The sequence below is a fragment of the Arthrobacter sp. SAFR-179 genome (assembly GCF_059414945.1).
Window position 1 is genome coordinate 88533 of the sequence record NZ_JBPFDM010000013.1, and the last position, 24502, is coordinate 113034.

Consider the following 24502-nt stretch of genomic DNA (forward strand, 5'->3'; position numbering starts at 1 on the left):
TAGTAGCAGCGCTGTCTTCCACCCGGCTGCCCGGCCCAGCAGGATGGTATGCATGCCTGCACTCCGCTCTAAAACAGTCACCCATGGCCGCAACATGGCCGGCGCCCGCGCACTGCTGCGCGCCTCCGGCGTCGCCAACTCCGACATCGGCAAGCCGATCATCGCCGTGGCCAACAGCTTCACCGAATTCGTTCCCGGCCACACCCACCTCGCCCCTGTGGGCCGGATCGTCTCCGACGCGATCCTCGCCGCCGGCGCGGTGCCCCGCGAGTTCAACACCATTGCCGTGGACGACGGCATCGCCATGGGCCACAGCGGCATGCTCTACTCGCTGCCTTCCCGCGATCTCATCGCCGACTCCGTGGAGTACATGGTCAACGCCCACTGCGCCGACGCCCTGGTCTGCATCTCCAACTGCGACAAGATCACCCCGGGCATGCTCATGGCCGCGCTGCGCCTGAACATCCCGGTGGTCTTCGTCTCCGGCGGCCCCATGGAGGCCGGTCGCGTGACCTTGACCGACGGCTCCGTTCGCTCGCTGGACCTGGTGAACGCCATTGCCGACGCCGTGGACGAGTCCATCTCCGATGCTGACATCAACCTGATCGAAGAGAACGCCTGCCCCACCTGCGGCTCGTGCTCCGGCATGTTCACCGCCAACTCCATGAATTGCCTCACCGAGGCCATCGGCCTGTCTCTGCCGGGCAACGGCTCGGTGCTGGCTACCCACACCGCGCGCAAGGCGCTGTACGAGAAAGCCGGCCGCACCGTCGTCGAGCTCGTGAAGCGCTATTACGACGGCGACGACGACTCCGTGCTGCCGCGCTCCATCGCCACCGCGAAAGCCTTCGACAATGCCATGGCCCTGGACATCTCCATGGGCGGTTCCACCAACACCATCCTGCACCTGCTGGCGGCTGCCCAGGAGGCCGGCGTGGATTACGGCCTGGCTGAGATGGACGCCAAATCGCGCCAGGTGCCCTGCCTGGCCAAGGTGGCACCGAACGTGGCCAAGGACAAGACCTACTACATGGAGGACGTGCACCGCGCAGGCGGCATCCCGGCACTGCTGGGCGAGCTGAACCGCGGCGGCCTCCTGCACAAGGACGTCCACTCCGTGCACTCCGCGGACCTGGACGGCTGGCTGGACGACTGGGACATCCGTGGCGGCAAGGCCACGGAGGAAGCGAAGGCCCTGTGGCATGCCGCTCCCGGCGGCGTCCGGTCGTCCACGGCGTTCTCCCAGTCGAATGAATGGACCTCCCTGGACACCGACGCCGCAGAAGGCTGCATCCGCTCCGTGGAGCACGCCTACTCCAAGGACGGCGGCCTGGCCGTGCTGCGCGGCAACGTGGCCATCGACGGCGCAGTGGTGAAGACCGCCGGCGTGGACGAGTCAATCTGGACCTTCTCCGGCCCGGCCGTGGTGTGCGAGTCCCAGGACGAGGCAGTGGAAAAGATCCTGAACAAGACCATCAAGGAGGGCGACGTGGTGGTCATCCGCTACGAAGGCCCCAAGGGCGGTCCGGGCATGCAGGAGATGCTCTACCCCACGTCCTTCCTCAAGGGCCGCGGCCTGGGCAAGAAGTGCGCCCTCATCACCGATGGCCGTTTCTCCGGCGGAACCTCGGGCCTGTCGATCGGGCATATCTCCCCGGAGGCTGCCTCCGGCGGCGCCATCGCCTTGGTGGAGGACGGCGACATCATCAGCATCGACATCAGCCAGCGTTCGATGCAGCTGGAGGTCTCCGACGAGATCCTGGCAGAACGCCGCGAGAAACTGCTGGTCAACGGCGGGTACAAGCCCAAGGACCGGGACCGCCAGGTGTCCGCTGCCCTGCGCGCCTACGCCGCCATGGCCACCTCCGCGGACAAGGGCGCCGTCCGCGACGTGTCCCTGCTGGAGCGGTAACGCGGCTGCCGGCGGGGGGAGGGGAGAGGCAGGTCCTTCAGCCCTCCCCCGCCCGGGCATGCCGCGTCACACCTGAAGCGCGTACGGGGACGTCATGACGTCCCATGTCAACGGGCCAAAGGTCCGGTTTCAGCCTCCTGCGGTGACGGTACCCTGTTGACATGGTGCAGGAATTTTCCGATTACCGTGCGGAAGGCATCCTGCTTGCTGGGGCAGGTCGAGCCATCCTGCTGCAGCTTGCCAATCCGGCCATCGGCAGGGGCGTGGCCGAACACAGCACGTTCACCGAGCGCCCCGTCAACAGGCTTAAAGGCACACTGACCTACGTCTACGCGGTGGTCTACGGAAACGACGAGCAGGTGAAGGAGGTCCGCCGCAGGGTAAACCGGGCCCACGTTCCCGTTCGACGGCCCGCAGATAAAGCCTCCGCCGGATACAGCGCCTTTGATCCGGAGCTGCAGCTCTGGGTGGTGGCCACGCTCTACGACACCGCACTCACCATCATTGAGAAAATCTACGGCCCGCTGGACGACGCCGCTGCCGACGCGATGTACCGGGACTACGCGCGGATCGGCACCGCCCTGCAGCTTCCGCCGGGCATGTGGCCGAAGGACCGGGCCGAGTTCGGCCGCTACTGGGCAGAACGCGTCTCCACCCTGCGGGCGGAGTACCCCGGTGTGAGGGTTGGCCGCGGCCTGCTGTTTCCCAGGCACACCGCCCTTTGGTACCGCGCCATCATCCCTCCGGCCAGGTTCCTTACCGCCGGGCTCCTTCCCGAGCAGCTGCGGAAAGATTTCGGCCTGGCCTGGAGCGACCAGCACGAGCGCCGCTTCCACCGGACGTTCCGCATCCTGGCCGTGGCCTACCCAAAGCTGCCGCCGGGCATCAGGTACTGGTTCAAGGATTACTGCCTGCGCGAACTCGACAGGGACCTGAAAAGGAACCCCCAGCCAAGCCAGCATCTGGGGATCAGTGCCTAGCCCAAAACCCGGTTCACCACCGGTTGAGCGGCGGATCGACGAACGGGCCCGCCGTTTCCTGGCCGCAGCCCCGGCCGGCGGCGGCAAAGCAAAAATGGTCGAGTTCGCGGTTTTCGGCCTCAAACAGGGCTGGGCCTGCATCTTTGGCGCAGCGCTTTTGGCAGCGCTCATGGCAGCAAGGCTCTGGTACCCGGACACTGCCGGCCTGGCGCGCAACGACTTCCTGACGATCACCGCCGTGATCATCCAGATCCTGATGGTTGCCTTCAAACTGGAGACGCTGCGGGAACTGCGGGTCATCGTGCTGTTCCACCTGGTGGGGACCATCATGGAGCTGTTCAAGACGGACGTGGGCTCCTGGTCCTACAATGCCGAAGGCGTCCTGCGCATCGGGGCCGTACCGCTTTTCAGTGGCTTTATGTATGCGGCCGTGGGCTCCTACATGGTGCGCGTCTACCGGCTTTTCGACCTGAGGTTCACTGCCTACCCCCGCCGGTGGATCACCGCCGTCGTCGCTGCCGCGATCTATGCCAACTTCTTCACCCACCACTACATCTGGGACCTGCGCTGGGTGCTGCTCGTCGCCGTCGTCCTCGTCTATGGCCGGTGTGTGATGCACTTCCGAGTGTTCCGCCGGGTGTTCCGCATGCCGCTGGTGGTCTCGTTCCTGCTGGTGGCGGTGTTCATCTGGCTGGCTGAGAACATCGCCACCTGGTCGGGTGCCTGGCTCTACCCCAGCCAGGTGGAGGGCTGGCACCCCGTGGGCCTGGAGAAACTGGTGGCCTGGCTCCTGCTGATGATCATCTCCGTGGTGCTGGTGGCCTGGGTCTACAAGCCCCAGCCCCTGGCAGTGGATGAGGCACGACGGCGGGAGGTCCCGTCGTCGGCTGCCCTGCGGTAAGGGGGCCGTAAGGGGGGTCTGGCAAGACCCGTTTCAGCAGGGCCCTCGCTAGGGAAAGGGGAGCACGGTTTGATAGGGAACATGCCCCCCGAAACAACAGTCATCGATTCCAGCAAACCGCAGCCGGCAGACACCCGCGGACACCACCAGGCCCGCTGGGGCGGTGTCTTCGCGATGTCGCTGTGCGTCTTCGCGCTGATCGCCTCCGAGTTCATGCCGGTCAGCCTGCTCACACCGATGGCCGCCGAACTCCAGGTTTCAGAAGGCATGATTGGGCAGGGGATCGCGATTTCCGGCGTCTTCGCCGTCCTGACCAGTCTCTCGGTCTCCACCCTGGCCGGCAGCATGAACCGCAAAACACTGCTGCTGGGCCTGACGGCGCTGATGGCGGTCTCCGGGGCGCTGGTGGCCACCGCACCCGGGTATCTGCTGTTCATGGTGGGCCGCGCCCTCATCGGCGTGGTCATCGGCGGCTTCTGGTCCATGTCGGCAGCCACCGCGATGCGGCTGGTTCCGGCGCACCAGGTGCCGCGGGCCCTGGCGATCTTCAATGGCGGCAATGCCCTGGCCACTGTCCTGGCCGCACCCCTGGGAAGCTACCTTGGCTCGCTCATCGGCTGGCGCGGCGCGTTCTTTTGCCTGGTGCCCATAGCGGTGCTTGCCCTGGCTTGGCAGTGGATCAGCCTGCCCTCGATGAAGGTCCAGAAACGGGCATCCGGCAACGTGCTCGGGATTTTCGCCGGGCTTAAGAGCCGGCCCGTCGCCTGGGGAATGGCTGCGTGCGGATCCTTCTTCATGGGGCAGTTTGTCCTGTTCACCTACATCCGCCCGTTCCTGGAGACCGTGACCCGCGTGGACGTTGCCACGGTATCCCTCGTCCTGCTGGTGATCGGCGTGGCGGGCTTCGCGGGAACGCTGCTGATTGGCCGGTTCCTGGGCAAGGGCCTGTACCGGACGCTGGTCATCATTCCGGTGCTGATGGCGGTCATTGCCGCAGCGCTCGTTCCCGCCGGCGGCTGGATCGCCGCCGTCGTGGTTCTGCTGGGCCTCTGGGGCCTGATGTCCACGGCCGCGCCCGTCGGCTGGTGGAGCTGGCTGGCGGAGGCGATGCCGGACGACGCCGAAGCCGGCGGCGGCCTGATGGTCGCGGTGGTCCAGACGTCCATCGCCATCGGATCCACGCTCGGGGGCGTGCTGTTCGACTCTGCGGGCTACCAGGCCACATTCCTGGCCGCCGCGGCCAGTCTTTCCATCGCCGCCGTCCTGTCATTCCTGACATCCCGGGCCACGGCCCGCCAGACCACATAACCCATCCCTGAGGAGGAGAAGATGAAGTACACCAAGAGCGGCGGCCAGACAGGAACCGGCCCCAAGGAATGGTTTACCGGAACGGTGCAGATTGACGGCATCCGGAACCCTGACGATCAGTCGGCCATCGGCTGCGCGCACGTCCGGTTTGCCCCCGGCGCCCGGACTGCCTGGCACCGCCACCCCAAGGGCCAGACCCTCTACGTCACGGACGGGATCGGGCTGGTGGCCCGGCGCGGCGGGGAGGTCCAGGAGATCCGTCCCGGCGATGTGGTCTACATCGAGCCTGGCGAGGAGCACTGGCACGGGGCCACACCGGAGCGGTTCATGGCGCATGTCGCCATGCACGAGGCCGACGAAAACGGCGAGGTGGTCACCTGGCTCCACCATGTGACCGATGAGGAGTACGGCGCCTGACCAGGCCACTGCGCAAAGGGGAGCGGACGACGGCGGGAGGTCCCGGCGTCGTCCGCTCCCCTTTTGCGGGAGTCAGGTCAGTCGTCGTAGGTGTTGGCGATGTAGACATCGCACGGGGCGTTGTGCGCCACGCTGTTGGCGACGCTGCCCAGGAGCCTGCCGATGCCGCGCATCCTGCGGTTGCCCACCACGATCAGCCGGGCATCGAGGCGGATGGCTTCTTTGATGAGCGAATCGGCAGGCTTGCCGCGCGAAGCGAAGTGGGTGATTTCCACTCCCGGATGCGATGCGCCGAGGGACCTTGCTACCATTTCCGAGCTGTCCGCGTTGGAGATCCGTACCTTATCCGAGCCCACCCCGAAGGTTTCGGCGTTCTCGACGTCAAAGGCGGTCACCACATGGAGGGATGCCCCCAACGACTCCGCCAGGCCCAGCGCCACTTCCGCGGCCTTCCGTGCCGACGGGCTGGCGTCCACACCTACAACGATTACTCCGCTCATTCCTGCTCCTTTATCCAGTCCTGGCATCAACGTTCAGCTGCCAGTCTAGGCAGTACCCTCCGGAAGTCCTCGAATCACAGTCCTGATCCGATGGAGGCGAGTCCAGTGGCAGCGGTGGCCGCATACCGGTTGGCCGGCCGCGGCAGGCCATAGTGCTCCCGCAATGTCCGGCCCGTGTACTCGGTGCGGAACAGACCGCGCTCCTGCAGGATGGGCACCACCTGGTCCACAAAGGTTTCCAGCCCGGACGGGAGCACCGGCGGCATGATGTTGAAACCGTCCGCGGCGCCGCCGTCGAACCATTCCTGGATGGCGTCCGCCACCTGGACGGGGGTGCCGGTGAAGGTGCGGTGCCCGCGGCCGCCGCCCAAGCGGCCGATCAGCTGCCGCACGGTGAGCTGCTCCCGGCGGGCCAGCTGCACGATCAGCGTGTAGCGGCTCTTGGCGCCCTCGATCTCGTCCTCGCTGGGCAGGTTGTCCGGCAGCTGGCGGTCCAACGGCAGGTCCTCCGGGTCCACGCGCAGGGTCTTGGCCAGCTGGATCCGGGCGTACTCCGGCTTGAGCAGGCGATCCAGTTCCCATTCGAGCTCCAGGGCTTCCGCCTCCGTGGCACCGATGACGGGCACGATGCCGGGCAGGATCTTGATGGTCTCCGGGTCACGACCGACGGCGGCGGTACGGGCCTTGAGGTCCCGGTAGAACTCCTGGGCGTCGGCGAGGGTCTGGTGGGCGGTGAAGACGGCGTCGGCATAGCGGGCGGCGAGATCCTTGCCGTCCTCGGATGAACCCGCCTGCACGATCAGCGGGTGCCCCTGGGGTGAGCGGGGGACGTTGAGCGGCCCGCGGACCTTGAAATGCTTTTCCTCGTGGTCGACGGTCCGGATTTTGCCGTCATCGCCCCACACGCCCTCTGCCTTGTCCGCGAGGACGGCGTCGTCCTGCCAGCTGTCCCACAGCTTCTGCGCCACGTCGATGAACTCGGCGGCACGTTCGTACCGGACGGCGTGGGCGGGCTGGTCGTCCACGCCAAAGTTACGGGCGGCGTCCGGCCCGGCGGTGGTCACCACGTTCCATCCGGCACGGCCTCCGCTGGCCCAGTCCACGGAGGCGAAGCGGCGGGCCAGGTTGAACGGCTCGTTGTAGGTGGTGGACGCGGTGGCGATCAGCCCGATCCGTTCGGTGGCCCCGGCAATGGCGGTGAGCAGCACGGTGGGCTCGAGTTTGCCGGCCGGGCGCCGGCCCACCTCGCCGAACAGCACAGGGGAGTCGGCGAAGAAGATGGAGTCCAGCTTGCCGCGCTCGGCGGTGCGGGCCAGCTGCTGGTAGTGCCCCACGTTGGTGCCGGCATGGGGGTCGCTCTCCGGCAACCGCCACGAGGCTTCGTGATGGCCCGTGCTCATAAGGAAGGCGTTCAGGTGCAGTTGGCGCCGGGAAGGGGTCTGGTCAGTCATGGGAGGGCTCCTTGCAAGTAGAGGTGGGTTAATGGCCGACGGCGGCGGGTTCAGCAGTGCGGGTTGGCTTGGCGCCTGCTGCAGTAAAGACACCCAGCGCGGCCAGCAGGTCGCGGCGCAGGGCTTCGTGCCCGGCGGCGTTGGTGGAAGAGCGGATCTCCGGCGACACCGGGCGGACGGTGGCGATGCGGCCGTGGTCCAGGACCACGATCCGGTCCGCAAGCGCGATGGCCTCGTCCACGTCGTGGGTGACCAGCAGGACGGCGGGCCGGTGGGCGGCCACCAGGTCCTGGAGCAGCCCGTGCATTTTGATGCGGGTCAGCGCGTCCAGGGCGCCGAACGGTTCGTCGGCCAGCAGCAGTTGGGGTTCGCGGACCAGGGAACGGGCCAACGCCACGCGCTGCTGTTCGCCGCCGGACAACTGGTGCGGCCACGCTTTTTCACGTCCGGCGAGCCCCACTTCGGCGAGGGCCTTGCGGGCCCGTGCCTCGGCGTCGGGCTCCCGGACACCCAGGGTGACATTGCCCAGCACGCTGTCCCAGGGCAGGAGCCGAGAGTCCTGGAACACCACCGAGACGCGGTCCGGGACGCTGATCACGCCGCTGCCGCGGACCTCGTGGTCCAGCCCGGCGAGGGCACGGAGCAGGGTGCTTTTGCCGCAGCCGCTGGGTCCCAGCAGGGCCACGAACTCGCCGGGGGCGATGTCCAGGTCCACGCCGTTTAGGACTCCCTTCGGGCCGAAGCCGCGGACCAGGTTCCGGACGGAAACGGCTGCAGACGTGCCGGCAGGGCTGCCGGTTGGACGGTTGTCGACGGCGGTCAGCCCGCCAGGGTGCGCTGCCATGAGAGGGCCTTTCGTTCGATGAAGCGGACAATGCCGTCGGAGAGGAGTCCGAGGATGCCGTAGACGGCCAGGCCCAGGACGATGATGTTGGTTTGGCCATAGGTTCGGGCGAGCTCCATCATGTAGCCGATGCCGCTGGTGGCGTTGATCTGCTCCACCACCACCAGGGACACCCAGGCTCCGGTGACCGCGAAGCGCAGTCCCAGGAAGAAGCCGGGCAGCGCACCGGGGAGGACAACCTTGCGGATGAACCCGGCCCGGCTGAGCCCCACGGTCTGCGCGAGTTCCACGAAACGCAGGTCAATGCCTCGCAGCCCCGCGTGCGTCTGCAGGTAGACCGGGACAAAGACACCCAGGGTGATGGTGAGGACCTTCATGGTCTCGTCGATGCCGAACCACAAAATCAGCAGTGGAATCAGGGCCAGGCCGGGGATGGCGCGCTTGATCTGCACGGGACCGTCAATGAGGGCCTCGCCTACCCGGCTTAGCCCGGACAGGAGCGCCAGCATGGCGCCCACCAGGATGCCGAAGAACAGCCCCAGGCCGGCGCGCTGCGCGGAAATGGCCAGGTTCTCCTGGAGCCTGCCGTCCGCGATGAGCTCACCGGCGGTGGCCACCACGGTCCACGGCTCGGACAGGATCCTGGGGTCAAGGAGCCCAGTTGCGGAAGAGGCTGTCCACAGCAGCAGCAAAGCGGACGGGCCCACCCAGGCGAGCTGCCGCCGTCGTCCGGGCCCCAGCCTCTTTCCGGCGGGCCGCACGTCTGCCGCCCCGGCCAATGCCGGATCCTGGTGCGGGGCCAGCACGGGCCGGTCCAGGACGGCGCTCATGCTGCTGCCTTCCCGGCGGAAGCGAACGCCGTGCCGGCGATGGCTTCGAACCTGGTGTCGTACAGGTCTTCCGCCGTCAGCTGCGGCTTCTTCTGCTCGCGCGCCAGCAGGTCGATGGTTTCCTGGTGCCGCGCGATTGCCCCGGCCCAGTCGGTCGGCAAGTCACGTTTGCCGGTGGCGTCGATCAGGTACTGGCCGTCCTCGCGGGACAGGCCCTGGTCCTTGACGTAATAGCCCTCCAGCCACTCGGCCGGGTGGTCCTCGATCCAGCGCTGCGCCTTGCCCCAGACCTTCACGTAGGCGGCAAGGGCGGCGGCTTTGGCGGGATCGGCCAGGACCTTGGCGGGCGAGTAGAGGAGGCTGGGATCGTCGCGCAGCCCATGGCGGATTGTGGTGGCGCCGTCGGCCCTGTACTTGGCCAGGTAGCGCTTGATCTGGACCCCGCCCAGGGGAGCGGCGTCCACCTGCCTGCTGGCCAGTGCCGTGGCATACGCGTCGCCGGTGCTCGGCAGTTCCACAAGCTTGACGTCCTCCTGCTTGAGCCCGGCTTTGTCCAGGATGCGCAGGACCAGCGCGCCCTGGGCCTGGCCCGGGCTGTACGCCACCTTCTTGCCGCGCAGGTCCTCAAGCCGGCTGATGCCGGCTCCGGGCGCGACGCCCAGTTCGTAAATGGGATGGTCCACGGCGTCCAGGCGGTAGCCGGCGGCGATGATGCGGACGTCCAGGCCGGTCCAGGTGGCGTGGATGGGCGGAATGTCAGCCACGGACCCCACGTCCAGGGCGTTGGCCCGGAACGCCTCGGTGGTCTGCGGTCCGCCGGAGATGTTGGCGAACTCCACCGTGAAGCCGTCCAGTTCCTTGGCCAGGCCGGACAGTTCCAGCGCCACTTTCATGCTGGGATCGCCCACCTTGATGGTGGCCCCGGTCGGCACGGAGGCAGCCAAAGGTTCCAGGGCGGCTTGGCTGATGCGTTGGCTGCCGGCGGTGGCGGACCCGCCGCAGGCGGACAGCAGGCCGGCGGCGGGAATCGCCAGGAGTGCGCCCAGGGCACGGCGCCGGGTGAACCCACGAGAGCCGGGGCTGCGGGGCGGGGATGCTGGGAAGGGCATGGAGTTCCTTTCGGGGAAAGATTCCGGGTACGACGAAGACACCCGGGGTGTGTGCCCGGGTAGGCGTGGGAGGTGGGTGGGACCGCCTGCGCGGCGGTGTGCGCGTACTTCTGGCTGGTGCTCGGGGGTTCTGCTTACGGCCTGGCCGGTGCCGTGGAAACACCTAAACACGGCGGCCACGGCGTTGGCCAGCAGCGCGCAATGGAGCCTAAACGCGGCGAAACGGCGCTACTTATGGCGCCATCCAGGCGACAAAACAGGCAATGCTGCGCCACGAACCGAAACCTGGGTTAAGGGAACCGCAACGGCAGTTCATGTGACTAAAGCTTCCCGGGAGGTGATCCTTTGGAGGCACCGGTTCTTGCCGCCGCGGATGCCGCAAACGTGTCTGTAGGCTGGGCGCATGAGCGCACCCCAGATCTATGTCAGCTTTCCCGGCACGGCGCGTGAGGCACTGGGCTTTTACGCAGCCGTTTTCGGCGGCGAGCTGTCGCTCCACACGAATCGGGATTTCGGCAGGACCGACGGTGCTCCGGACGCCATAGCCCACGGCGAACTTAGAGGCGCCATTGCGCTGGCGGGCTCGGATACCCCGCCTGGTGGAAAGAGTGTCCGGCTTGAAGGGGTCATGCTGTCACTGCTTGGTACCGCCGAGGCCGGCGTCCTGCACGAGTGGTTCGACAAACTCAGCTCCGGGGGCCGGGTAGTGGACCCCCTTGCCCCCAAACCTTGGGGCGCGTCCGACGGCCAGGTAATTGACCGTTTCGGACTCCACTGGCTCATCGGCTACGAGCCCGGCGCCGACTCCTAGGACAGGGCAGTTTCCTAGCTGCCGACCTTTGCCTGCGCCGTTTCCACAATGTTTTCGGTGACCGCCCAGGAGGCCAGGAGCTTGAGGGCTTCCTCGGAGGGGCTGCCGGGAGTGGCTGGATAGACGGTGAGGGTGTGCCCCGGGTCCTCTTCAAGGCCAAGGACCTGGTAGTTCAGTTCCAGGAGGCCCACTACCGGGTGCTGGAAGAACTTTGTCCCCGCGTAGTGGCGGCGGACGTTGTGGGCGGCCCACAGGGTGCGGAACTCGTCGCTGCGCATGGACAGTTCACCAATGAGTTCGGCGATGCCCTTGTCATGGGGGTTGCGGCCGGCCTCACGGCGGAGGATGGCCACGTTGGTGTTGGCGGCCCGGTCCCAGTCTGTGTAGAAGTTGTGGGCGCGGGGGTCAAGGAAGATGAACCGGGAGTGGTTGGCCGGCCGGGACGGGGCGCGGTACATGTCCGAATACAGGGCGTAGCCCAGCGTGTTGGCGGCCACGATGTCCAGCCGGTTGTTGCCGATGAAGGCAGGCGCCCCGGTGATGGTGTCCAAAAGGTACTGCAGTTCCGGACGGACCTTCGAGGGCGCGGAACCGCCCGTGCCCGCGGCCCTCTTGCGGCCCGAGGTGTTGGCGGCACGGGCCAGGTCGTAGAGGTGGTCGTGCTCGGCGCGGTCCAGTTCCAGGGCGCCGGCAATGGCGTCCAGCACGCTGTCCGAGACGCCGGAAAGATTGCCGCGTTCCAGGCGCGTGTAGTAGTCCACGCTCACGCCCGCCAGCCGGGCCACTTCCTCGCGCCGCAGCCCCGGCACCCGCCGCCGGCCGCCGTACGGTTCGATGCCTGCCTGCTCCGGGGTAATGCGCCCACGGCGGGAGGACAGGAACTGTCGTACCTCGGCTCGGTTATCCATAGGGAACACGTTACGACGGATGGTCCAGCCCGAAGGAGGTTCTGCCAGAACCAGTTACAGCAGCACCCTCGCTAATGGGTCCCGGGCCGGGTTTGATGGGATTGTCCGCTTTCAGTCATTCACCACTTGGAGGACCCAGCATGCGCGCAACCATCATGCACGCTCCCGGAGACGTGCGCGTGGAGGACCGTGACAAGCCCGCCATCAAGCAGCCCACGGATGCGGTCATCAAAGTCGTTGCCGCCTGTGTCTGCGGGTCCGACCTGTGGCCCTACCGCGGCGCCGACAAACTGCCCAAGCCCGTGCCGATGGGACACGAGTACGTGGGCGTGGTCGAAGAAGTGGGGGCGGATGTAAAGAACGTCCGGCCAGGCCAGTTCGTCGTTGGTTCCTTCTTCGCCTCGGACAACACCTGCGAAATCTGCCGTGCGGGCTATCAGAGCGGCTGCGTCCACCGGCAGGGCGTGGGCGGCGCCCAGGCTGAGTACCTGCGCGTCCCGCTCGCGGACGGCACCCTGGTGGCCACGCCGGACATGCCCGACGCCGGCATGGTTCCGTCGCTGCTTGCCGCCTCCGACGTGCTGGGTACAGGATGGTTTGCCGCCAAGGCGGCCGAGGTGGGACCGGGCAAGACCGTCGCGGTGGTGGGCGACGGCGCCGTGGGCCTTTTGGGGGTCCTGGCAGCACAGCAGATGGGAGCCGAACGGATCATCGCCATGTCCCGGCACGCCGACCGGCAGGCCCTCGCCCGTGACTTCGGGGCCACCGACATCGTGGAGGAGCGCGGCGACGCAGGGGTGAAGAAGATCAAGGAACTGACAGATGGGCTCGGCGCACATTCGGTCATCGAGGCCGTGGGCACGCAGGAATCGATGCTGCAGGCAATCCACGCCACCCGCGCCGGCGGCCACGTCGGCTTCGTGGGCGTGTCCCATGATGTGGCGCTGCCCGGCCGGGACCTGTTCTACTCGCACGTCCACCTGCACGGTGGCCCGGCTCCGGTCCGGCAGTACCTCCCCGAACTGATCGACCTGATCCTCAGAGGTGAGATCAACCCCGGCAAGGTGTTCGACCTCGAACTCCCGCTGGACCAGGCCGCAGAGGCCTACCAGGCCATGGACGAACGGCGCGCCATCAAGGTGCTCCTCCGCCCCTGACCAACCGTTCCATCCGCGTGGCCCTGGCTGCCGCCAAGGGTAGGACTCCGAAGACCAGGTACAACAGGGCCACGCTGGCCCGCCCTTTTCCGGGGTTTGCGCCGAACAACCCCGGTAGCATTTCAATAATCCCCCAACAGATCAGAGGAGAACCATGACTACCGTCAAGGCTTATGCATCCCCGTCCGCCACGGAGGACCTGGTGGCAACCACCATTCAGCGCCGCGAGGTGGGTCCCCATGACGTCATGATCGAGATCAAGTTCGCCGGCATCTGCCACTCGGACATCCACACTGTCCGCGGCGACTGGGGCCCGCAGCAGTACCCGCTGGTTCCCGGCCACGAAATCGCCGGCATCGTCACCGAGGTGGGTTCAGCGGTTACCAAGCACGCCGTTGGCGACCGCGTTGGTGTCGGCTGCATGGTCAACTCCTGCAAGGAGTGCGTCAACTGCCAGAAGGGCGAAGAGCAGTACTGCCTCAAGGGCAACGTGGGCACCTACGGCGCCGTTGACCGCGACGGCACCGTCACCCAGGGCGGCTACTCCACCCACGTTGTGGTGACCGAAGACTTCGTGGTGACCATTCCCGAGGGGATCGAGCTCGACGTCGCCGCACCGCTGCTGTGCGCCGGCATCACCACCTACTCCCCGCTGCGCCACTGGGGCGCCGGCCCCGGCAAGAAGGTCGCCGTCGTCGGCCTCGGCGGCCTGGGCCACATGGCCGTCAAACTCGCCCACGCCATGGGCGCCGACGTGACGGTCCTGTCCCAGTCACTGAAGAAGCAGGAAGACGGCCTGAAGCTGGGTGCGGACCACTACTACGCCACCAGCGACGAGAGCACCTTCAGCGACCTCGCCGGCAGCTTCGACCTGATCATCAACACCGTGAGCGCCTCGATCGACATCAGCTCCTACCTGGGCCTGCTGAAGCTCGACGGCGCCCTGGTGAACGTCGGTGCCCCCGCCGAACCGCTTCCCGTCAACGCCTTCGCGCTGATCGGCGGACGCCGTTCCTTCGCCGGGTCCATGATCGGCGGCATCCGCGAGACCCAGGAGATGCTCAACTTCTGCGCCGAGCACGGCCTGGGCGCAGAGATCGAGGTCATCCCGGCAGAAAAGATCAACGAAGCCTACGAGCGCGTCCTCGCCTCGGACGTCCGGTACCGCTTCGTGATCGACACCGCAACCCTCTAAGCACCACCCACGCACCGCGGGCCGGCTCCGAAAGGGGCCGGCCCGCCGTCGTTCATGGGCTGTGCAGCGCCCTTACGGCGCGAGGCTTTTCAGGACCGCGGCAGCAGGGCCTTCCTTGGCATGCCGGTAGTTGATGCCGGCCCACAGGTTCAGCCAGTCCGGCTCTCCAGCCGCTGCGGCCGCGGCGCGCAGGGGAGTGGTCAGGTGGTGGATCTCCGGGTATCCGTACGGCGCGTCCGCGTCATGGCGCCGCATGAATTCGTTGTACAGTCCGCGGGCATTGCGTCCTGAAAAAGCGCGGGTGACGGCGGTGGTGGTGAAGCGCCCGGTCGGCGACAATGCGGCACGATGCGCCGCCTTGGTTCCTGCTTCATCGGCCAGGAGGAAAGCCGTTCCCGACTGGACCGCAGCCGCACCGACGTCGAGCGCAGCCCGCGTATCCTCCCGCGTCCCAATTCCGCCTGCTGCGATGAGCGGCACCTCAGGATCGGCCAGCTCCTCGAGGATGCCGTGCAGGGGCACTGTGGGAGGCGGAGCAGCCGCTTTGAACGTTCCCCGGTGGCCGCCGGCTTCCGGGCCCTGGACGCACAGGGCATCGGCGCCTGCCGAAAGCGCCCGGAGTGCTTCCCCGCGGTCCGTCACCGTGGCGATCACATAGACACCGCGTTCGTGGAGCGCTTCGACAACCCCGGAACCGGGAACATCGAAGGTGAACGAAACAACCGCCGGTGCGAGCTCCAGCAGGACCTCGAGCTTCTTGTCCCAGTCGTCGTCGTCATGCCGTGGCTCTCCCAGGCTGACACCGAAGCGTTCGGCGTCGGCGGCCAGGGACGCCGCGTACTGCTGCAGGGACTCCGGGCTGATGACCGACGGTTGGGGGACGAACAGGTTCACTCCGAAGGGCCGGTCCGTGAGCGACCGGACGGCTTCGATCTCGGAACGCATGGCGGCCGCAGTCTTATAGCCCGCCGCGAGGAACCCCAGCCCGCCGGCGGCACTGACGGCGGCGGCGAGTTGCGGTGTGGAGGGTCCGCCGGCCATCGGCGCCTGGATGACCGGGACGGCCAGTGACCCGGGATTGAAGCGGCTGGCGTTGTGCTGGGTATCCACGTGTCCTCCCCGTCCTGCTGCGCGTACCTGACGAATGCTACGCCGTTCCAAGGGCAGAAAAAGAGCGGACGACGCCGGGTGGTGTCCGGCGTCGTCCGCTGCCTTTGGTGTTGGAGTGCTAGAGAACCAGTGCCGGCTCTTCGCCGCGCACGCTCAGCGTGAACGTGTTGGGCCCGCTGCAGGTGACGGCGATCCGGCACGTTGTGGTGTTGTGGCGGGATGAAAGATCGGTAACCGCGGAATCGAGGGTCTCGTGGAGTGCGGCACGGTCCCAGATCTTCAGGGTCACGGATTCGGCAGTGTTAAACGTCATTGTTCAGTACTTTCCTGTATCAAGCCGGGGTTGAATCCGGTCAATGGCCTGTCCGCGCTCGGAGGGTCGGTGGCCTGTGCTCACCGGTGGGCCTCGTTGCGTCACCAGGATGTCAAGGGCGGATGTTTCCGGCCCCGCTTATCCATAGTGCCCATGGGGGAATAGCCGGCTCAACCAAAACGCTCAATTATTGCGAGTGATTCTCATCACCTGTGACGGGTACCACACTGCTAATCGCAGAAATGGGTTGGGATTTTTTCTTCCCCGGAAATCGACGAGATGACTGACGCGGCCACGTCCCTGAGCTTGATGTTGCGCGTGCTGGAAGCCCGGGTGAGGATGTTGAAGGCCTCTTCCCGGCTGCACCTGTTTTCAGCCATGATGGCGCCGATTGCCATGTCAATGACCGTGCGGGACTGCATGGCCGCGGACAGGTCCTCCCGTGCTTCGCTCAACTGGGTAATCCGCAGGATCAGCCGGATGGAGCCGGCGGCCTGATGGGCGAACGCCTCCACGGTGCTGATGTCCTCGGCCGTGAACCCGTTGCTGCAGCCGGAGTAAAGGTTGAGTACAGCATCTGCATCCCCGGCAAGATCCAGTGGAACGGCGAGGATCGACGAAACCCCCTGCTCCAGGGCGGCCCTGACATAGGGCTCCCAGCGCTTCTCGGTGGCGAGGTCGGGAACCAGGAGTGTGGTCCGTTTTCGGAGTGCCGTGAGGCACGGGCCGTCACCGAAGCCGTTCTGAAGTTCGTCAAGGGCCCTGGCCGCGGCATCGCTGGCAGCCACGGCCTGGGGCCTCCTGTGCCGGATGACGGTCACTCCACTGTGAACCTTGTTGCCCGGCGAGGACAGTCGGGAAGCTGCCCGGACGGCCAGTTCCGCAAGGAAGTCACGGACGTCGCGGCTCTCCAGGACCAATCGCTGGAAGGACTGTTCGGAGTCAGAATCGGCCAGGCCGCCAGGTTCCTGCAGCGGTCCCATATTTTCCGTCATTCGGCATCATCCAACGTCAGTTCGGTCAGAGCCGTGGTAACGAGCCCCACCTGGGCCGCCGGCAGGTGCAGGGCTTCGTTGAGGTAGGCGTCGAGGGACAGTTCGTCCACGTCCCCGCCGATGCCGTAGTAGTACGTCCACAACTTCAGGAGTGGAACGCCGGTGTCCTGGAATTGGCGTGCTGCTCCGTGCCGCTGCTCGTCGGCTTCGATCAACTGGTCCGGACCCCCGGTCCATTCGGCATTCATGCTTCACCCTTACCCGGACCAGCGCTGAAGCTTCCCCTTGCCACGATCTCCTGCGCAATTTCCTGGATCCGGCGGTTGCCCGACTTGGCGGCGGCCTGGAGGAGCTCCAGTGCGCCATCCCGGCTGCCGCGGGCCTGGAGCATCACCAGCGCAATGGCAGCGTCCACCACCGCGCGGGATTTCAGCGCAGCGCGCAGGTCCTCGGGGAAAACTTCAGGGGCGTGGAGCCGCAGGGCGAGCCGAAGGATGCGGGACATCGACGCGGCCTGGTCCTCCACCAGCTTGACGGTGTCCGGGCCGAACGCGTGGACGGTATGCGCGTAGCAGTTCAGGGCCGCCTGGGAAAGGGGGTCGGTGTGGATGGGGACCGCCAGGACCGAACGGACGCCCAGCTTTGCAACGGCATAGGTGTACGGGGCCCACCTCTGGTCCAGCTGCAGGTCCTCAATTAAGACCGTGTGCTGCTCACGGAGGGCGGTGAGGCAAGGACCGGTACCAAAGGCGTATTGCGTCTCATCCAGCCGGCGGCCCTCTTCGCTGCTGTAGGCAAAGGTGGACAGCGCACCGTCGCGCTCCACCGTGACCGTGCATTCCACCGGAGCGCCGTCACCCCCCAGCTGCGATGCCGATATGGTCGCCAGGCCCAGGAGGAACTTTGAAAATTCCGGAGTGTTGAGCAGTAGGTCCTGGTACTCGTCCGCTGTGGTGAGTGCATCGTTGTGGGCCATAGGGCCTCGATCCCTAATTTGCGCCAGTGACCGTTGCTGCTGGCTGTCGGCCTCCTGCTCTCGGTGCGGAAGGCCCGGAATTCAATGTCCGGATGCTGCATCCGGAGATCTCCTGTCTTCGACACTACGCCTGTGCAAGGGGTTCGGAACAGGGCCTCATGTCCTTCTTGCGCTGCACCTAGGGGCCAGGTGTGGCGGCACCTGGCTGGCTCCCGCCGTCGTCATTCCCTTCCGCGGCCCGCGGCTCGGCTGTGAAGTCATTGGAGTACGGCGCCCGTGGCCGGGGCCGCTCGTCAATGAGCTCGTTCGCGGCGAGCGCCAGCAGGTCACGCTGGACCGGCGGCAGCGAGAGAAGGCCCTGCAGGTAGGCCTCCACCTCGTACTCTCCTGCATCCCCGGACATGCCGAAATACTTCAACCACAGCTCCGGCACTGAGATGTCTGCTGCCCTGATAGCTGCACGGAGCCGGCGTCTTTGTTCCGGTTCATGTGGATCAAAACCCATCCGTGCTGCCTAAATCCCGGACGCCGGCGTCCCGGCCAGGATTGATTCGCTGACATTCAGCAGGGTGGTGCGCTCCTGCCGCGCCTGGTTCATTAGCTGCTCCAGCGCCGCCTGGTGGCTCGTGCCCAGGCGCTCCATGAGGACGCCGCAGGCGCGGTTGATGATATCCCTGCTGTGGAGCGACGTTCGCAGTGCCTCCGTCATCTTGTGCGGAGCCTCGGTCCCCTGGATATGCGACAGGAGGGTGGCCGCCGGTGCGGCGAACAGTTGAAGCAGCCGCACGCTCCCCGCGTCATAGGCGGATGGGGTGGCCGAGTACAGCTTGATGGCGCCGAGCGTTTCCTTGCCGGCTATCAACGGCACGCTGACCACTGACCGGATGGGCAGGTCCCGCACGGAATCCCGCCACAGCGGCCAGCGCGGGTCGTCATGGAGGTCCTGGACCAGGACAGGAGTCTCTGCTGCCCAGGCCGTCAGGCAGGGGCCTTCACCGTGCCGGTACTGGGCGGCATCCGCTTGTTCCACCACCCTGTCCGTGTAGCCGCTGCTGGTGCGGCGGCCCCTGGAGTCCAGCAGGGAGACACCGGCGCCGATGGTGCCGGGGACTGAGTCCTTGGCCGCTTGGGCCAGGAGGCTGACGGCCGTACCCACTTTTTCTTCCGTCAACAACAATCCCTGGATCCGGGCAATGACGGTGCTGAGCTCGTCAAGCGGGAGGTGCTGGGGCATTTCTCCAGCATATGCCAACCTGTCAGTCCCCATGCGGCCCTGAGGATGTGACAGTAGGATTGCCCCATGTCGAGTTCAGCAGATAACGAGTCCGTGCGCCAGCTGCAGGAAATCCTGGTGGGTGCGGAGGGCATTGTGGATTTCCTGTCTGGGCTCTCCGGTATGGCTGCCGCGGCTGTCTCCGAAGCTGCGGACGACATCATCGAGTGCGCCGTCACGCTTAAAGTCCGGCGGCGTCCAGCCACCGCAGCGGGCAGCAGCGCGCGTGCCGTGGAACTTGACCACATTGAGCAGGTCCTGGGTGATGGGCCTTGCGTCCGTGCCCTCCGGGAAATGACTCCCATCATGATCGATGACGTCGCAAAAGACCCGCGGTGGCCTGAATTCAACGAAAAGCTGGCAGAGCACAATGTGCGCAGCTCCCTTGGCGTGCCGCTGGAAATCACGGGCGATGCCAGGGCGGCGTTGAACTTTTTCGCCGCCAAACCGCACGTGTTCACCGCGGACGTCTATGACAAGGCAGTGGGTTTCGCTGGGGCGGCGCACAACACCATGCAGCTGTCCGTGCGCATCAACACCATAGAGAATCGGGCCGAAGATCTCGAGGCGGCGCTTGAGAGCAGGACCGCCATCAATCTTGCCTGTGGCGTCATCATGGCGCAGAACCGGTGCTCACAGGAGGAAGCGATGGAAATCCTCACCAAGGTCTCAAGCAACCGCAACCGCAAGCTTCGGGATGTTGCCAGGGAACTCATTGAGCAGCTGTCCGGCAGCAGCATCCGCACCCACTTCGACTCCTAGCCGTATTTGCGGGTCAACCTCGTCGGCCGGTCAGCACCGACCGCACGGACACGGCCGCGGCCCCTCCGGTTCGCTGGATGTCCCAGCAATTCCCTTTGCCAATGACGCCGTAGTCCTGGTCACCTGCGGCAGCCAGCACCATGGCTGTGTTCTCGTCGATGGCCACGGCCCGTTCCACCAGGCCCGCCGCCACGGCGCCCACCGCCCGGCTCAGCGTTCCCGCCTGCGCGGCGTGGACGTCCACCGAGAACCCCGCCAGTCCAAGACCCTCGCGGATATCCACTGAATCCAGGCCCTCCGAGCATTCCTCGGCACACACTTCCACTCCATTGATCCGGTATCCGCCAACCAGTGCCCGCTGGGGTGCCACCATGGCGCCGGCAGAAAACCCAAGGTAGGGCGCGCCGTCGGCCACCAATCTGCTGATGACTGCGGCCACAGGATGAAGAGCCTCCCAGTAGGCCGGGGTCAAACCGCCGCCCACCACGATCGCATCCACTTGCTCGAAGGCGGCATCGGCACGCTTTACGGCTGGAGGCGCCACAGCGATTATTTCGCACCTGAGCCTCGCCTGGAGGGGTTCCGCATAGGCCCCCACGAGTTCCGGCAGGTTTCCTTCGGGGTCATGCACTGCGACGGCAATGCGGGCAGGCCGGCCCCGTTCGGCATGCTCCCGGACGTCGAGGGCGAACCGGTCAAAGACTTCCGGAAATCCCAGGGGATCAGGCCCCGCACCGGCAAGGAGGATGCTCATAGGGTTCAAACTACCCGGCTTCAGCAGGGCCACGGCGGCCACTGCGGCAGCGCCGAACGGTCGCCTTACAAAACCCCATTGACGGGCGTCCACGCGAGGACTAATCTACAACCAAATGGTTGTAGATAAGCTGAGTGAGACCGAACTGGACCGCCTCTTCCAGGCGTTCGCCGATTCCACGCGGCGGGACATCGTCCGCCGGGTCACTGTCGGCGAGTACTCCGTTTCGGGCCTGGCAGCCCTCTACGCCATGAGTTTCGCGGCCGTCCAGAAGCATGTGGCCGTGTTGGAGCGCGCATCCTTGGTGACCAAGGAAAAACGCGGAAGGGAGCAAATCGTGCGGGGCAATCACGATGGACTGCAAAAAGCCCGGCGGCTGCTCGATGAATATGAACAAATCTGGCGGCAGCGCGCCGCCAGGATGGCAGACATTCTCGCTGAAGGTTAGGAAGGCATTGCCATGACAGTCATCAGTACGGATAAGAACCCCGAGGCCCTGAGCCTCACCCTGGTTGCCGAGTTCGACGCCGGCGTGGAACGCGTGTGGCAGCTCTTCGAGGACCCGCGGCAGCTGGAGCGCTGGTGGGGTCCGCCCACCTACCCGGCCACCTTCTACAAGCATGAGTTCGTGCCGGGCGGCAAGGCCAGCTACTACATGACAGGTCCTGAAGGGGATAAGGCGCACGGCTGGTGGGAGTTCACCAGCATCGAGGCGCCCCGCCAGCTCGAGTTCAATGACGGCTTTGCGGACAACGACGGCAATCCCACCGGGGAATTTGGCATCAGCCACGCCACAGTCACCCTTGAGCCCGCGGGGGAGCGGACCAGAATGACCATCCTGTCCACATTTGAGTCCGAGGAACAGCTGGAGCAGGTCATGGCGATGGGCATGGAAGAGGGCCTCAAGGAGGCCGTGGGCCAGATCGACGGCATCCTCGCCGAGCACGCCAACGCCTGACGGGTCGCCGCGAACCTTCGCCACGGCGCCAGGTGGGTGGACGACGGCGGGACGTCCCGCCGTCGTCCACCCGCCTTTGGTCGTTGATAGAGCAAGCCCGCCGCTGAAATACTGGAAGGCAGGCAGCCCGAGGGAAGGCGGTGGCAGCGATGAGCGGCGGGGCAGGGAATTTCCGGAAGCGCCTGGAGAGGGCGGTGGAACTCCGTTCGCACCGCGGCGCGGGCATCAGCGCCGAGGAGGAAGCCGCGCTGGATGCCCTCGACGCCCAGGAGCGGGAGAAGCGCAGGAAAGTCAGCGACGCTGCCCGCGCCGAATACCTGGTCCGGGACGCCATGGCGCACGGCAAGTTTGACAACCTCAAGTACGCGGGCAAGCCGATCCCCGGCCTGGGCGAATCGTACGATCCCGACTGGTGGGTCAAGGGACTGATCCAGCGGGAGAACATCAGCGGCCTGGGCCCGGCCGCCATCCTGCTCCGCACTGAGGACGCGGAACTCGATGCCAAGCTTGACGCCCAGTATACGGAGCAGCAGGTCCGGGATCTCCTGCAGGATTTCAACCGGCGGGTGATCGATGCCCGCCGCCAGTTGCAGGGTGGCCCCCCGGTGATCACCAAGACCCGTGACGTGGAGGAAGAAGTGGGGCGCTGGCGCACCCGGCGTGCTGCGCGGGTTGTGGAGCTTCCTGCCGAGCCGGAGCCCCACCGCTCCTGGTGGAAGCGGCTGTGGAAGGGGACAGGCTAGGACAGGGGTTCCACCCAGGGCAGGTAACCGGCCCTAGGGTTTGTAATTGGGGTTGGGGCCAATCATCGACGCGGGAGGCGGCGCGAACGGTGCAGCGGGATAAAGCGGTGCCACCTTGAGCATGTAGTTGGCCCACTGCGGCCCAGCGATCATGAACCCATCGAGGCGCGGGTAGAAGGTGCCGTTGATGGTCACGTTCTGTCCTGCCCGCTTTTGGCCTTCCAGGGCGTCGCCGAAGAAGGACGCGGTGACCAGGCCGGTGGTGTACCCCACCACCCAGGTGGAACCGTTGTTGTTCGAGGTGCCGGTCTTGGCCGCGGTGGGAACCTTGTCATGCACTTTGGGGTTGATCCAGACGCCGGAGCCCTTCTTCAGGACATCCTGCAGCACCGAGTTGACGCCGCGGGCCACGTCCGGTTTGACGGCGTCGTGGCAGTCCGGAGCCTGGGCAGGCAGTTTCGCGCCGGCCGCATCCGTGATCTCGGCCAAAGCAATGGGGGCGCAGTAGCGGCCGTCCGTGGCGAATGTGGCGAACGCGTTCGCAAGGGTGAGGGGGGCAACGCCGGTGCCACCCAGCAGGTTTCCCAGCTGGTGCATGTTGACAGGGCTGCTGTCGAGGCCGCTGTGCAGGCCCACGGCATCCACCATCTTCTGGATGCCGCAGAAGTCCAGCTGGGAGGCCGATGCGAAGGTGGCGGTGTTGATCGAGTTGTACAGGCCGTAATTGACGGGCATGCGCCGGTAGAAGCCCTCTTCCGCGTTCTGCAGGTCGTCGGCAGCGCCAAGGGCAGGGTTTGCCTGCGCAGTGCTGTAGGCTCCCAGCACCTTTCCGCAGCTGTCCTTCCACGGGAAGCCCAGGGGGTAGACCCGCTTCGATGCGTCCACTTCGGCGGTGATCGGCTTGCCCTCGTTCAACCATTCCGCGAAAGTGAAGGGCTTCATGGTGGATCCGGGCTGGAATCCGCCGGCGCCGTTCAGGTCATTGCCCTGCGCGTCCTTGGCATCCACGTTGAAGTTCAGGTTGGTGTCGAACTTGCCGGGTTGCGGAAGGAATGTGGTGTTTTGGGCCATCGCCAGGATCTTGCCGCTGCCGGGCTGAACGGTTATCAGCGAGGCGGCCCACCGGTCCGGATTTGCGCCTGCGGTCCCGTCCACCTGGGCCTGCGCGGCCGCCTGGAGCCTGCTGTCCAAGGTGGTGATGATGGTGAGGCCGCCCCGGTACAGCCTGCGCTCACGTTCAGGCTCCGTTGGGCCGTAGGCCGGGTTGTTCAGGATCAGGTGCGAGATGTAGTCGCAGAAGTACGGTGCAATGGCGGCATTGGCACAGCCTTGCTGCTGCGGCGTGATCTTCAATTCGATGGGAGCGGCCACGGCCTCATCGTGTTGGGCCTGCGTAATCTTCTTCAGGCGCAGCATCTCGGAGAGGACCTGGTTGCGGCGCACGATCGACTTGTCCGGATTGGTGGCGGGGTTGTACAGGGTGGGGCTGTTGACCAGCCCGGCCAGAAGGGCTGCCTGGGGAAGGGTGAGGTCTTTCGCGCTGGTGCTGAAGAAGTAGCGTGCCGCGGCTTCAATCCCGTAGGCGTTGCTGCTGAAGAACACGATGTTGAGGTAACCCTCGAGGATCTGGTTTTTGGTGTACTTCTTCTCCAGGGTGACGGCGAGCTTCATCTCCCGCAGTTTGTCGCCGAGGGTCTTCTGCCCGTTCAGGACCACCTCGTCCGGCCTGTCCTGTGAAAGTTGTGCCTCGTTCAGGACATTGGTGACGTACTGCTGGGTGATGGTCGATGCGCCCTGCTCGCCGCCCTTGGTCAGGTTGGACACCAGTGCCCGCAGGATCCCCTGCGGATCGACCCCTGCGTGATCGTAAAACCTGCTGTCCTCAATGGCGATAATGCCGTCCTTGATGAAGGGCGACATCTGGTCCAGCGGCACACGCACACGGTTTTCCGCGTAAAACGTTGCGATTGGCTGCCCGTCGGAGGTCAGGACTTTCGTAGCCTGCGACGGCGGTTGCACCGTCAACTCCTCCGGCAGGCGTTCGAAGTAGCCAATGGAGGAACTGACACCCATTCCCGCGGCTGCCACCGCCGGGACCACCAGGCTGGCCACCAGCACGCCGCACATGACACTTGCTGCAAGGAACCCCAGGATCCGTCCCAGGGCAACGCCAAAGCCGCGCCTGCGCTTCCGCCTCTTCACCATTCCTCAGCCCTCGTCCTTGAAGGTGGGAACAGAATACGCTCCTGACAAGGGGGGAAACAGGGGCTGGAAGGTCAGGTTTTGGTCACGCTA

27 protein-coding genes are annotated in these 24502 nt (G+C 66.0%); 12 read left to right on the plus strand and 15 right to left on the minus strand.

What is annotated here, in order from left to right:
* Positions 1 to 52 precede the first annotated feature (52 nt).
* The 5 genes from ilvD (at position 53) to ACR65K_RS18005 (ending at position 5518) form a co-directional block, all read left to right on the plus strand.
* Positions 53 to 1912 (plus strand): dihydroxy-acid dehydratase, encoded by a 1860-nt coding sequence (gene ilvD / locus ACR65K_RS17985; RefSeq protein WP_440154366.1) that lies wholly within the window; start codon positions 53 to 55, stop codon positions 1910 to 1912.
* Between the two features lie 161 nt (positions 1913 to 2073).
* Positions 2074 to 2892: an oxygenase MpaB family protein gene (locus ACR65K_RS17990; protein ID WP_440154367.1), complete on the plus strand. Its 819-nt coding sequence runs from the start codon at positions 2074 to 2076 to the stop codon at positions 2890 to 2892.
* Positions 2885 to 3793, plus strand: a complete 909-nt coding sequence (locus ACR65K_RS17995; protein WP_440154368.1) for a DUF817 domain-containing protein — start codon at positions 2885 to 2887, stop codon at positions 3791 to 3793. The genes ACR65K_RS17990 and ACR65K_RS17995 overlap by 8 nt, the downstream gene beginning before the upstream one ends.
* Before the next feature lie 81 nt (positions 3794 to 3874).
* Complete coding sequence (locus ACR65K_RS18000) at positions 3875 to 5101, plus strand: MFS transporter (protein WP_440154369.1); 1227 nt, start codon at positions 3875 to 3877, stop codon at positions 5099 to 5101.
* Between the two features lie 21 nt (positions 5102 to 5122).
* Positions 5123 to 5518 (plus strand): (R)-mandelonitrile lyase, encoded by a 396-nt coding sequence (locus ACR65K_RS18005; RefSeq protein ID WP_440154370.1) that lies wholly within the window; start codon positions 5123 to 5125, stop codon positions 5516 to 5518.
* A 77-nt stretch (positions 5519 to 5595) separates the two neighbouring features.
* Here ACR65K_RS18005 and ACR65K_RS18010 read toward each other — a convergent pair whose 3' ends face one another.
* The 5 genes from ACR65K_RS18010 to ACR65K_RS18030 all read right to left on the minus strand — a co-directional run bounded on the left by ACR65K_RS18010 (position 5596) and on the right by ACR65K_RS18030 (position 10252).
* Positions 5596 to 6018 carry a universal stress protein gene (locus tag ACR65K_RS18010; protein WP_440154371.1) on the minus strand — a complete coding sequence of 141 codons (423 nt, stop codon included), beginning with the start codon at positions 6016 to 6018 and terminating at the stop codon, positions 5596 to 5598.
* 74 nt (positions 6019 to 6092) lie between these two features.
* Positions 6093 to 7469, minus strand: coding sequence for an LLM class flavin-dependent oxidoreductase (locus ACR65K_RS18015; RefSeq protein WP_440154372.1), 1377 nt, complete (start codon positions 7467 to 7469; stop codon positions 6093 to 6095).
* Positions 7470 to 7497: 28 nt separating this feature from the next.
* A complete protein-coding gene (locus tag ACR65K_RS18020) occupies positions 7498 to 8313 on the minus strand; it encodes an ABC transporter ATP-binding protein (RefSeq protein ID WP_440154373.1) in 816 nt (271 codons plus the stop codon).
* The gene (locus tag ACR65K_RS18025; RefSeq protein WP_440154374.1) at positions 8289 to 9143 is read right to left on the minus strand and encodes an ABC transporter permease; all 855 of its coding nucleotides are present in this window, start codon (positions 9141 to 9143) and stop codon (positions 8289 to 8291) included. The genes ACR65K_RS18020 and ACR65K_RS18025 overlap by 25 nt, the downstream gene beginning before the upstream one ends.
* A complete protein-coding gene (locus ACR65K_RS18030; protein WP_440154375.1) occupies positions 9140 to 10252 on the minus strand; it encodes an ABC transporter substrate-binding protein in 1113 nt (370 codons plus the stop codon). Before ACR65K_RS18030 ends, ACR65K_RS18025 begins: the two co-directional genes overlap by 4 nt.
* Before the next feature lie 403 nt (positions 10253 to 10655).
* Here ACR65K_RS18030 and ACR65K_RS18035 point away from each other — a divergent pair, with 403 nt between their 5' ends.
* Positions 10656 to 11063: a VOC family protein gene (locus ACR65K_RS18035; RefSeq protein ID WP_440154376.1), complete on the plus strand. Its 408-nt coding sequence runs from the start codon at positions 10656 to 10658 to the stop codon at positions 11061 to 11063.
* A 14-nt stretch (positions 11064 to 11077) separates the two neighbouring features.
* On the opposite strand, the gene ACR65K_RS18040 is transcribed toward ACR65K_RS18035, so the two are convergent.
* Positions 11078 to 11971: a helix-turn-helix transcriptional regulator gene (locus ACR65K_RS18040; RefSeq protein WP_440154377.1), complete on the minus strand. Its 894-nt coding sequence runs from the start codon at positions 11969 to 11971 to the stop codon at positions 11078 to 11080.
* A gap of 140 nt (positions 11972 to 12111) precedes the next feature.
* Between ACR65K_RS18040 and ACR65K_RS18045 the strand changes: the two genes are divergently transcribed.
* Both ACR65K_RS18045 and ACR65K_RS18050 read left to right on the plus strand, forming a co-directional pair.
* Positions 12112 to 13128 (plus strand): zinc-dependent alcohol dehydrogenase family protein, encoded by a 1017-nt coding sequence (locus ACR65K_RS18045; RefSeq protein ID WP_440154378.1) that lies wholly within the window; start codon positions 12112 to 12114, stop codon positions 13126 to 13128.
* A gap of 154 nt (positions 13129 to 13282) precedes the next feature.
* The gene (locus ACR65K_RS18050; protein WP_440154379.1) at positions 13283 to 14323 is read left to right on the plus strand and encodes an NAD(P)-dependent alcohol dehydrogenase; all 1041 of its coding nucleotides are present in this window, start codon (positions 13283 to 13285) and stop codon (positions 14321 to 14323) included.
* 72 nt (positions 14324 to 14395) lie between these two features.
* Here the strand turns inward: ACR65K_RS18050 and ACR65K_RS18055 are convergent, their stop codons facing one another.
* The 7 genes from ACR65K_RS18055 to ACR65K_RS18085 all read right to left on the minus strand — a co-directional run bounded on the left by ACR65K_RS18055 (position 14396) and on the right by ACR65K_RS18085 (position 18951).
* A complete protein-coding gene (locus ACR65K_RS18055) occupies positions 14396 to 15433 on the minus strand; it encodes a nitronate monooxygenase (protein ID WP_440154380.1) in 1038 nt (345 codons plus the stop codon).
* Positions 15434 to 15551: 118 nt separating this feature from the next.
* On the minus strand, positions 15552 to 15746 hold the full coding sequence (locus ACR65K_RS18060; protein ID WP_056329973.1) for a hypothetical protein: 195 nt from the start codon (positions 15744 to 15746) through the stop codon (positions 15552 to 15554).
* Between the two features lie 230 nt (positions 15747 to 15976).
* Complete coding sequence (locus ACR65K_RS18065; protein WP_440154381.1) at positions 15977 to 16741, minus strand: ANTAR domain-containing protein; 765 nt, start codon at positions 16739 to 16741, stop codon at positions 15977 to 15979.
* Positions 16738 to 16989 carry a hypothetical protein gene (locus ACR65K_RS18070; protein WP_440154382.1) on the minus strand — a complete coding sequence of 84 codons (252 nt, stop codon included), beginning with the start codon at positions 16987 to 16989 and terminating at the stop codon, positions 16738 to 16740. Before ACR65K_RS18070 ends, ACR65K_RS18065 begins: the two co-directional genes overlap by 4 nt.
* Entirely contained in the window at positions 16986 to 17717 is a 732-nt protein-coding gene (locus ACR65K_RS18075; RefSeq protein WP_440154383.1) for a GAF and ANTAR domain-containing protein, read from the minus strand. The genes ACR65K_RS18070 and ACR65K_RS18075 overlap by 4 nt, the downstream gene beginning before the upstream one ends.
* Before the next feature lie 178 nt (positions 17718 to 17895).
* Complete coding sequence (locus ACR65K_RS18080) at positions 17896 to 18120, minus strand: hypothetical protein (protein WP_440154384.1); 225 nt, start codon at positions 18118 to 18120, stop codon at positions 17896 to 17898.
* Between the two features lie 111 nt (positions 18121 to 18231).
* Positions 18232 to 18951, minus strand: coding sequence for a GAF and ANTAR domain-containing protein (locus ACR65K_RS18085; protein WP_440154385.1), 720 nt, complete (start codon positions 18949 to 18951; stop codon positions 18232 to 18234).
* A gap of 66 nt (positions 18952 to 19017) precedes the next feature.
* Between ACR65K_RS18085 and ACR65K_RS18090 the strand changes: the two genes are divergently transcribed.
* Positions 19018 to 19752 (plus strand): GAF and ANTAR domain-containing protein, encoded by a 735-nt coding sequence (locus ACR65K_RS18090; protein WP_056329986.1) that lies wholly within the window; start codon positions 19018 to 19020, stop codon positions 19750 to 19752.
* A gap of 13 nt (positions 19753 to 19765) precedes the next feature.
* Here the strand turns inward: ACR65K_RS18090 and ACR65K_RS18095 are convergent, their stop codons facing one another.
* On the minus strand, positions 19766 to 20506 hold the full coding sequence (locus ACR65K_RS18095) for a Type 1 glutamine amidotransferase-like domain-containing protein (protein ID WP_440154386.1): 741 nt from the start codon (positions 20504 to 20506) through the stop codon (positions 19766 to 19768).
* Positions 20507 to 20621: 115 nt separating this feature from the next.
* On the opposite strand from ACR65K_RS18095, the gene ACR65K_RS18100 reads away from it, so the two are divergent.
* From ACR65K_RS18100 to ACR65K_RS18110, 3 genes are all read left to right on the plus strand, one after another.
* Positions 20622 to 20954 (plus strand): ArsR/SmtB family transcription factor, encoded by a 333-nt coding sequence (locus ACR65K_RS18100; protein ID WP_440154387.1) that lies wholly within the window; start codon positions 20622 to 20624, stop codon positions 20952 to 20954.
* A gap of 12 nt (positions 20955 to 20966) precedes the next feature.
* Positions 20967 to 21464: an SRPBCC family protein gene (locus tag ACR65K_RS18105; RefSeq protein ID WP_440154388.1), complete on the plus strand. Its 498-nt coding sequence runs from the start codon at positions 20967 to 20969 to the stop codon at positions 21462 to 21464.
* A 149-nt stretch (positions 21465 to 21613) separates the two neighbouring features.
* Positions 21614 to 22207 (plus strand): DnaJ family domain-containing protein, encoded by a 594-nt coding sequence (locus ACR65K_RS18110; RefSeq protein ID WP_440154433.1) that lies wholly within the window; start codon positions 21614 to 21616, stop codon positions 22205 to 22207.
* A 33-nt stretch (positions 22208 to 22240) separates the two neighbouring features.
* On the opposite strand, the gene ACR65K_RS18115 is transcribed toward ACR65K_RS18110, so the two are convergent.
* Positions 22241 to 24412: a transglycosylase domain-containing protein gene (locus ACR65K_RS18115; RefSeq protein WP_440154389.1), complete on the minus strand. Its 2172-nt coding sequence runs from the start codon at positions 24410 to 24412 to the stop codon at positions 22241 to 22243.
* Between the last annotated feature and the right edge of the window lie 90 nt (positions 24413 to 24502).

Coding starts and splice junctions, on each gene's coding strand:
- ilvD (WP_440154366.1), top strand. CDS start 53: ATGCCTGCACTCCGCTCTAAAACAGTCACCCATGGCCGCAACATGGCC.
- ACR65K_RS17990 (WP_440154367.1), top strand. CDS start 2,074: ATGGTGCAGGAATTTTCCGATTACCGTGCGGAAGGCATCCTGCTTGCT.
- ACR65K_RS18000 (WP_440154369.1), top strand. CDS start 3,875: ATGCCCCCCGAAACAACAGTCATCGATTCCAGCAAACCGCAGCCGGCA.
- ACR65K_RS18005 (WP_440154370.1), top strand. CDS start 5,123: ATGAAGTACACCAAGAGCGGCGGCCAGACAGGAACCGGCCCCAAGGAA.
- ACR65K_RS18010 (WP_440154371.1), bottom strand. CDS start 6,018: ATGAGCGGAGTAATCGTTGTAGGTGTGGACGCCAGCCCGTCGGCACGG.
- ACR65K_RS18015 (WP_440154372.1), bottom strand. CDS start 7,469: ATGACTGACCAGACCCCTTCCCGGCGCCAACTGCACCTGAACGCCTTC.
- ACR65K_RS18020 (WP_440154373.1), bottom strand. CDS start 8,313: ATGGCAGCGCACCCTGGCGGGCTGACCGCCGTCGACAACCGTCCAACC.
- ACR65K_RS18025 (WP_440154374.1), bottom strand. CDS start 9,143: ATGAGCGCCGTCCTGGACCGGCCCGTGCTGGCCCCGCACCAGGATCCG.
- ACR65K_RS18030 (WP_440154375.1), bottom strand. CDS start 10,252: ATGCCCTTCCCAGCATCCCCGCCCCGCAGCCCCGGCTCTCGTGGGTTC.
- ACR65K_RS18035 (WP_440154376.1), top strand. CDS start 10,656: ATGAGCGCACCCCAGATCTATGTCAGCTTTCCCGGCACGGCGCGTGAG.
- ACR65K_RS18040 (WP_440154377.1), bottom strand. CDS start 11,971: ATGGATAACCGAGCCGAGGTACGACAGTTCCTGTCCTCCCGCCGTGGG.
- ACR65K_RS18045 (WP_440154378.1), top strand. CDS start 12,112: ATGCGCGCAACCATCATGCACGCTCCCGGAGACGTGCGCGTGGAGGAC.
- ACR65K_RS18050 (WP_440154379.1), top strand. CDS start 13,283: ATGACTACCGTCAAGGCTTATGCATCCCCGTCCGCCACGGAGGACCTG.
- ACR65K_RS18060 (WP_056329973.1), bottom strand. CDS start 15,746: ATGACGTTTAACACTGCCGAATCCGTGACCCTGAAGATCTGGGACCGT.
- ACR65K_RS18065 (WP_440154381.1), bottom strand. CDS start 16,741: ATGACGGAAAATATGGGACCGCTGCAGGAACCTGGCGGCCTGGCCGAT.
- ACR65K_RS18070 (WP_440154382.1), bottom strand. CDS start 16,989: ATGAATGCCGAATGGACCGGGGGTCCGGACCAGTTGATCGAAGCCGAC.
- ACR65K_RS18075 (WP_440154383.1), bottom strand. CDS start 17,717: ATGGCCCACAACGATGCACTCACCACAGCGGACGAGTACCAGGACCTA.
- ACR65K_RS18080 (WP_440154384.1), bottom strand. CDS start 18,120: ATGTCCGGGGATGCAGGAGAGTACGAGGTGGAGGCCTACCTGCAGGGC.
- ACR65K_RS18085 (WP_440154385.1), bottom strand. CDS start 18,951: ATGCCCCAGCACCTCCCGCTTGACGAGCTCAGCACCGTCATTGCCCGG.
- ACR65K_RS18090 (WP_056329986.1), top strand. CDS start 19,018: ATGTCGAGTTCAGCAGATAACGAGTCCGTGCGCCAGCTGCAGGAAATC.
- ACR65K_RS18095 (WP_440154386.1), bottom strand. CDS start 20,506: ATGAGCATCCTCCTTGCCGGTGCGGGGCCTGATCCCCTGGGATTTCCG.
- ACR65K_RS18100 (WP_440154387.1), top strand. CDS start 20,622: ATGGTTGTAGATAAGCTGAGTGAGACCGAACTGGACCGCCTCTTCCAG.
- ACR65K_RS18105 (WP_440154388.1), top strand. CDS start 20,967: ATGACAGTCATCAGTACGGATAAGAACCCCGAGGCCCTGAGCCTCACC.
- ACR65K_RS18110 (WP_440154433.1), top strand. CDS start 21,614: ATGAGCGGCGGGGCAGGGAATTTCCGGAAGCGCCTGGAGAGGGCGGTG.
- ACR65K_RS18115 (WP_440154389.1), bottom strand. CDS start 24,412: ATGGTGAAGAGGCGGAAGCGCAGGCGCGGCTTTGGCGTTGCCCTGGGA.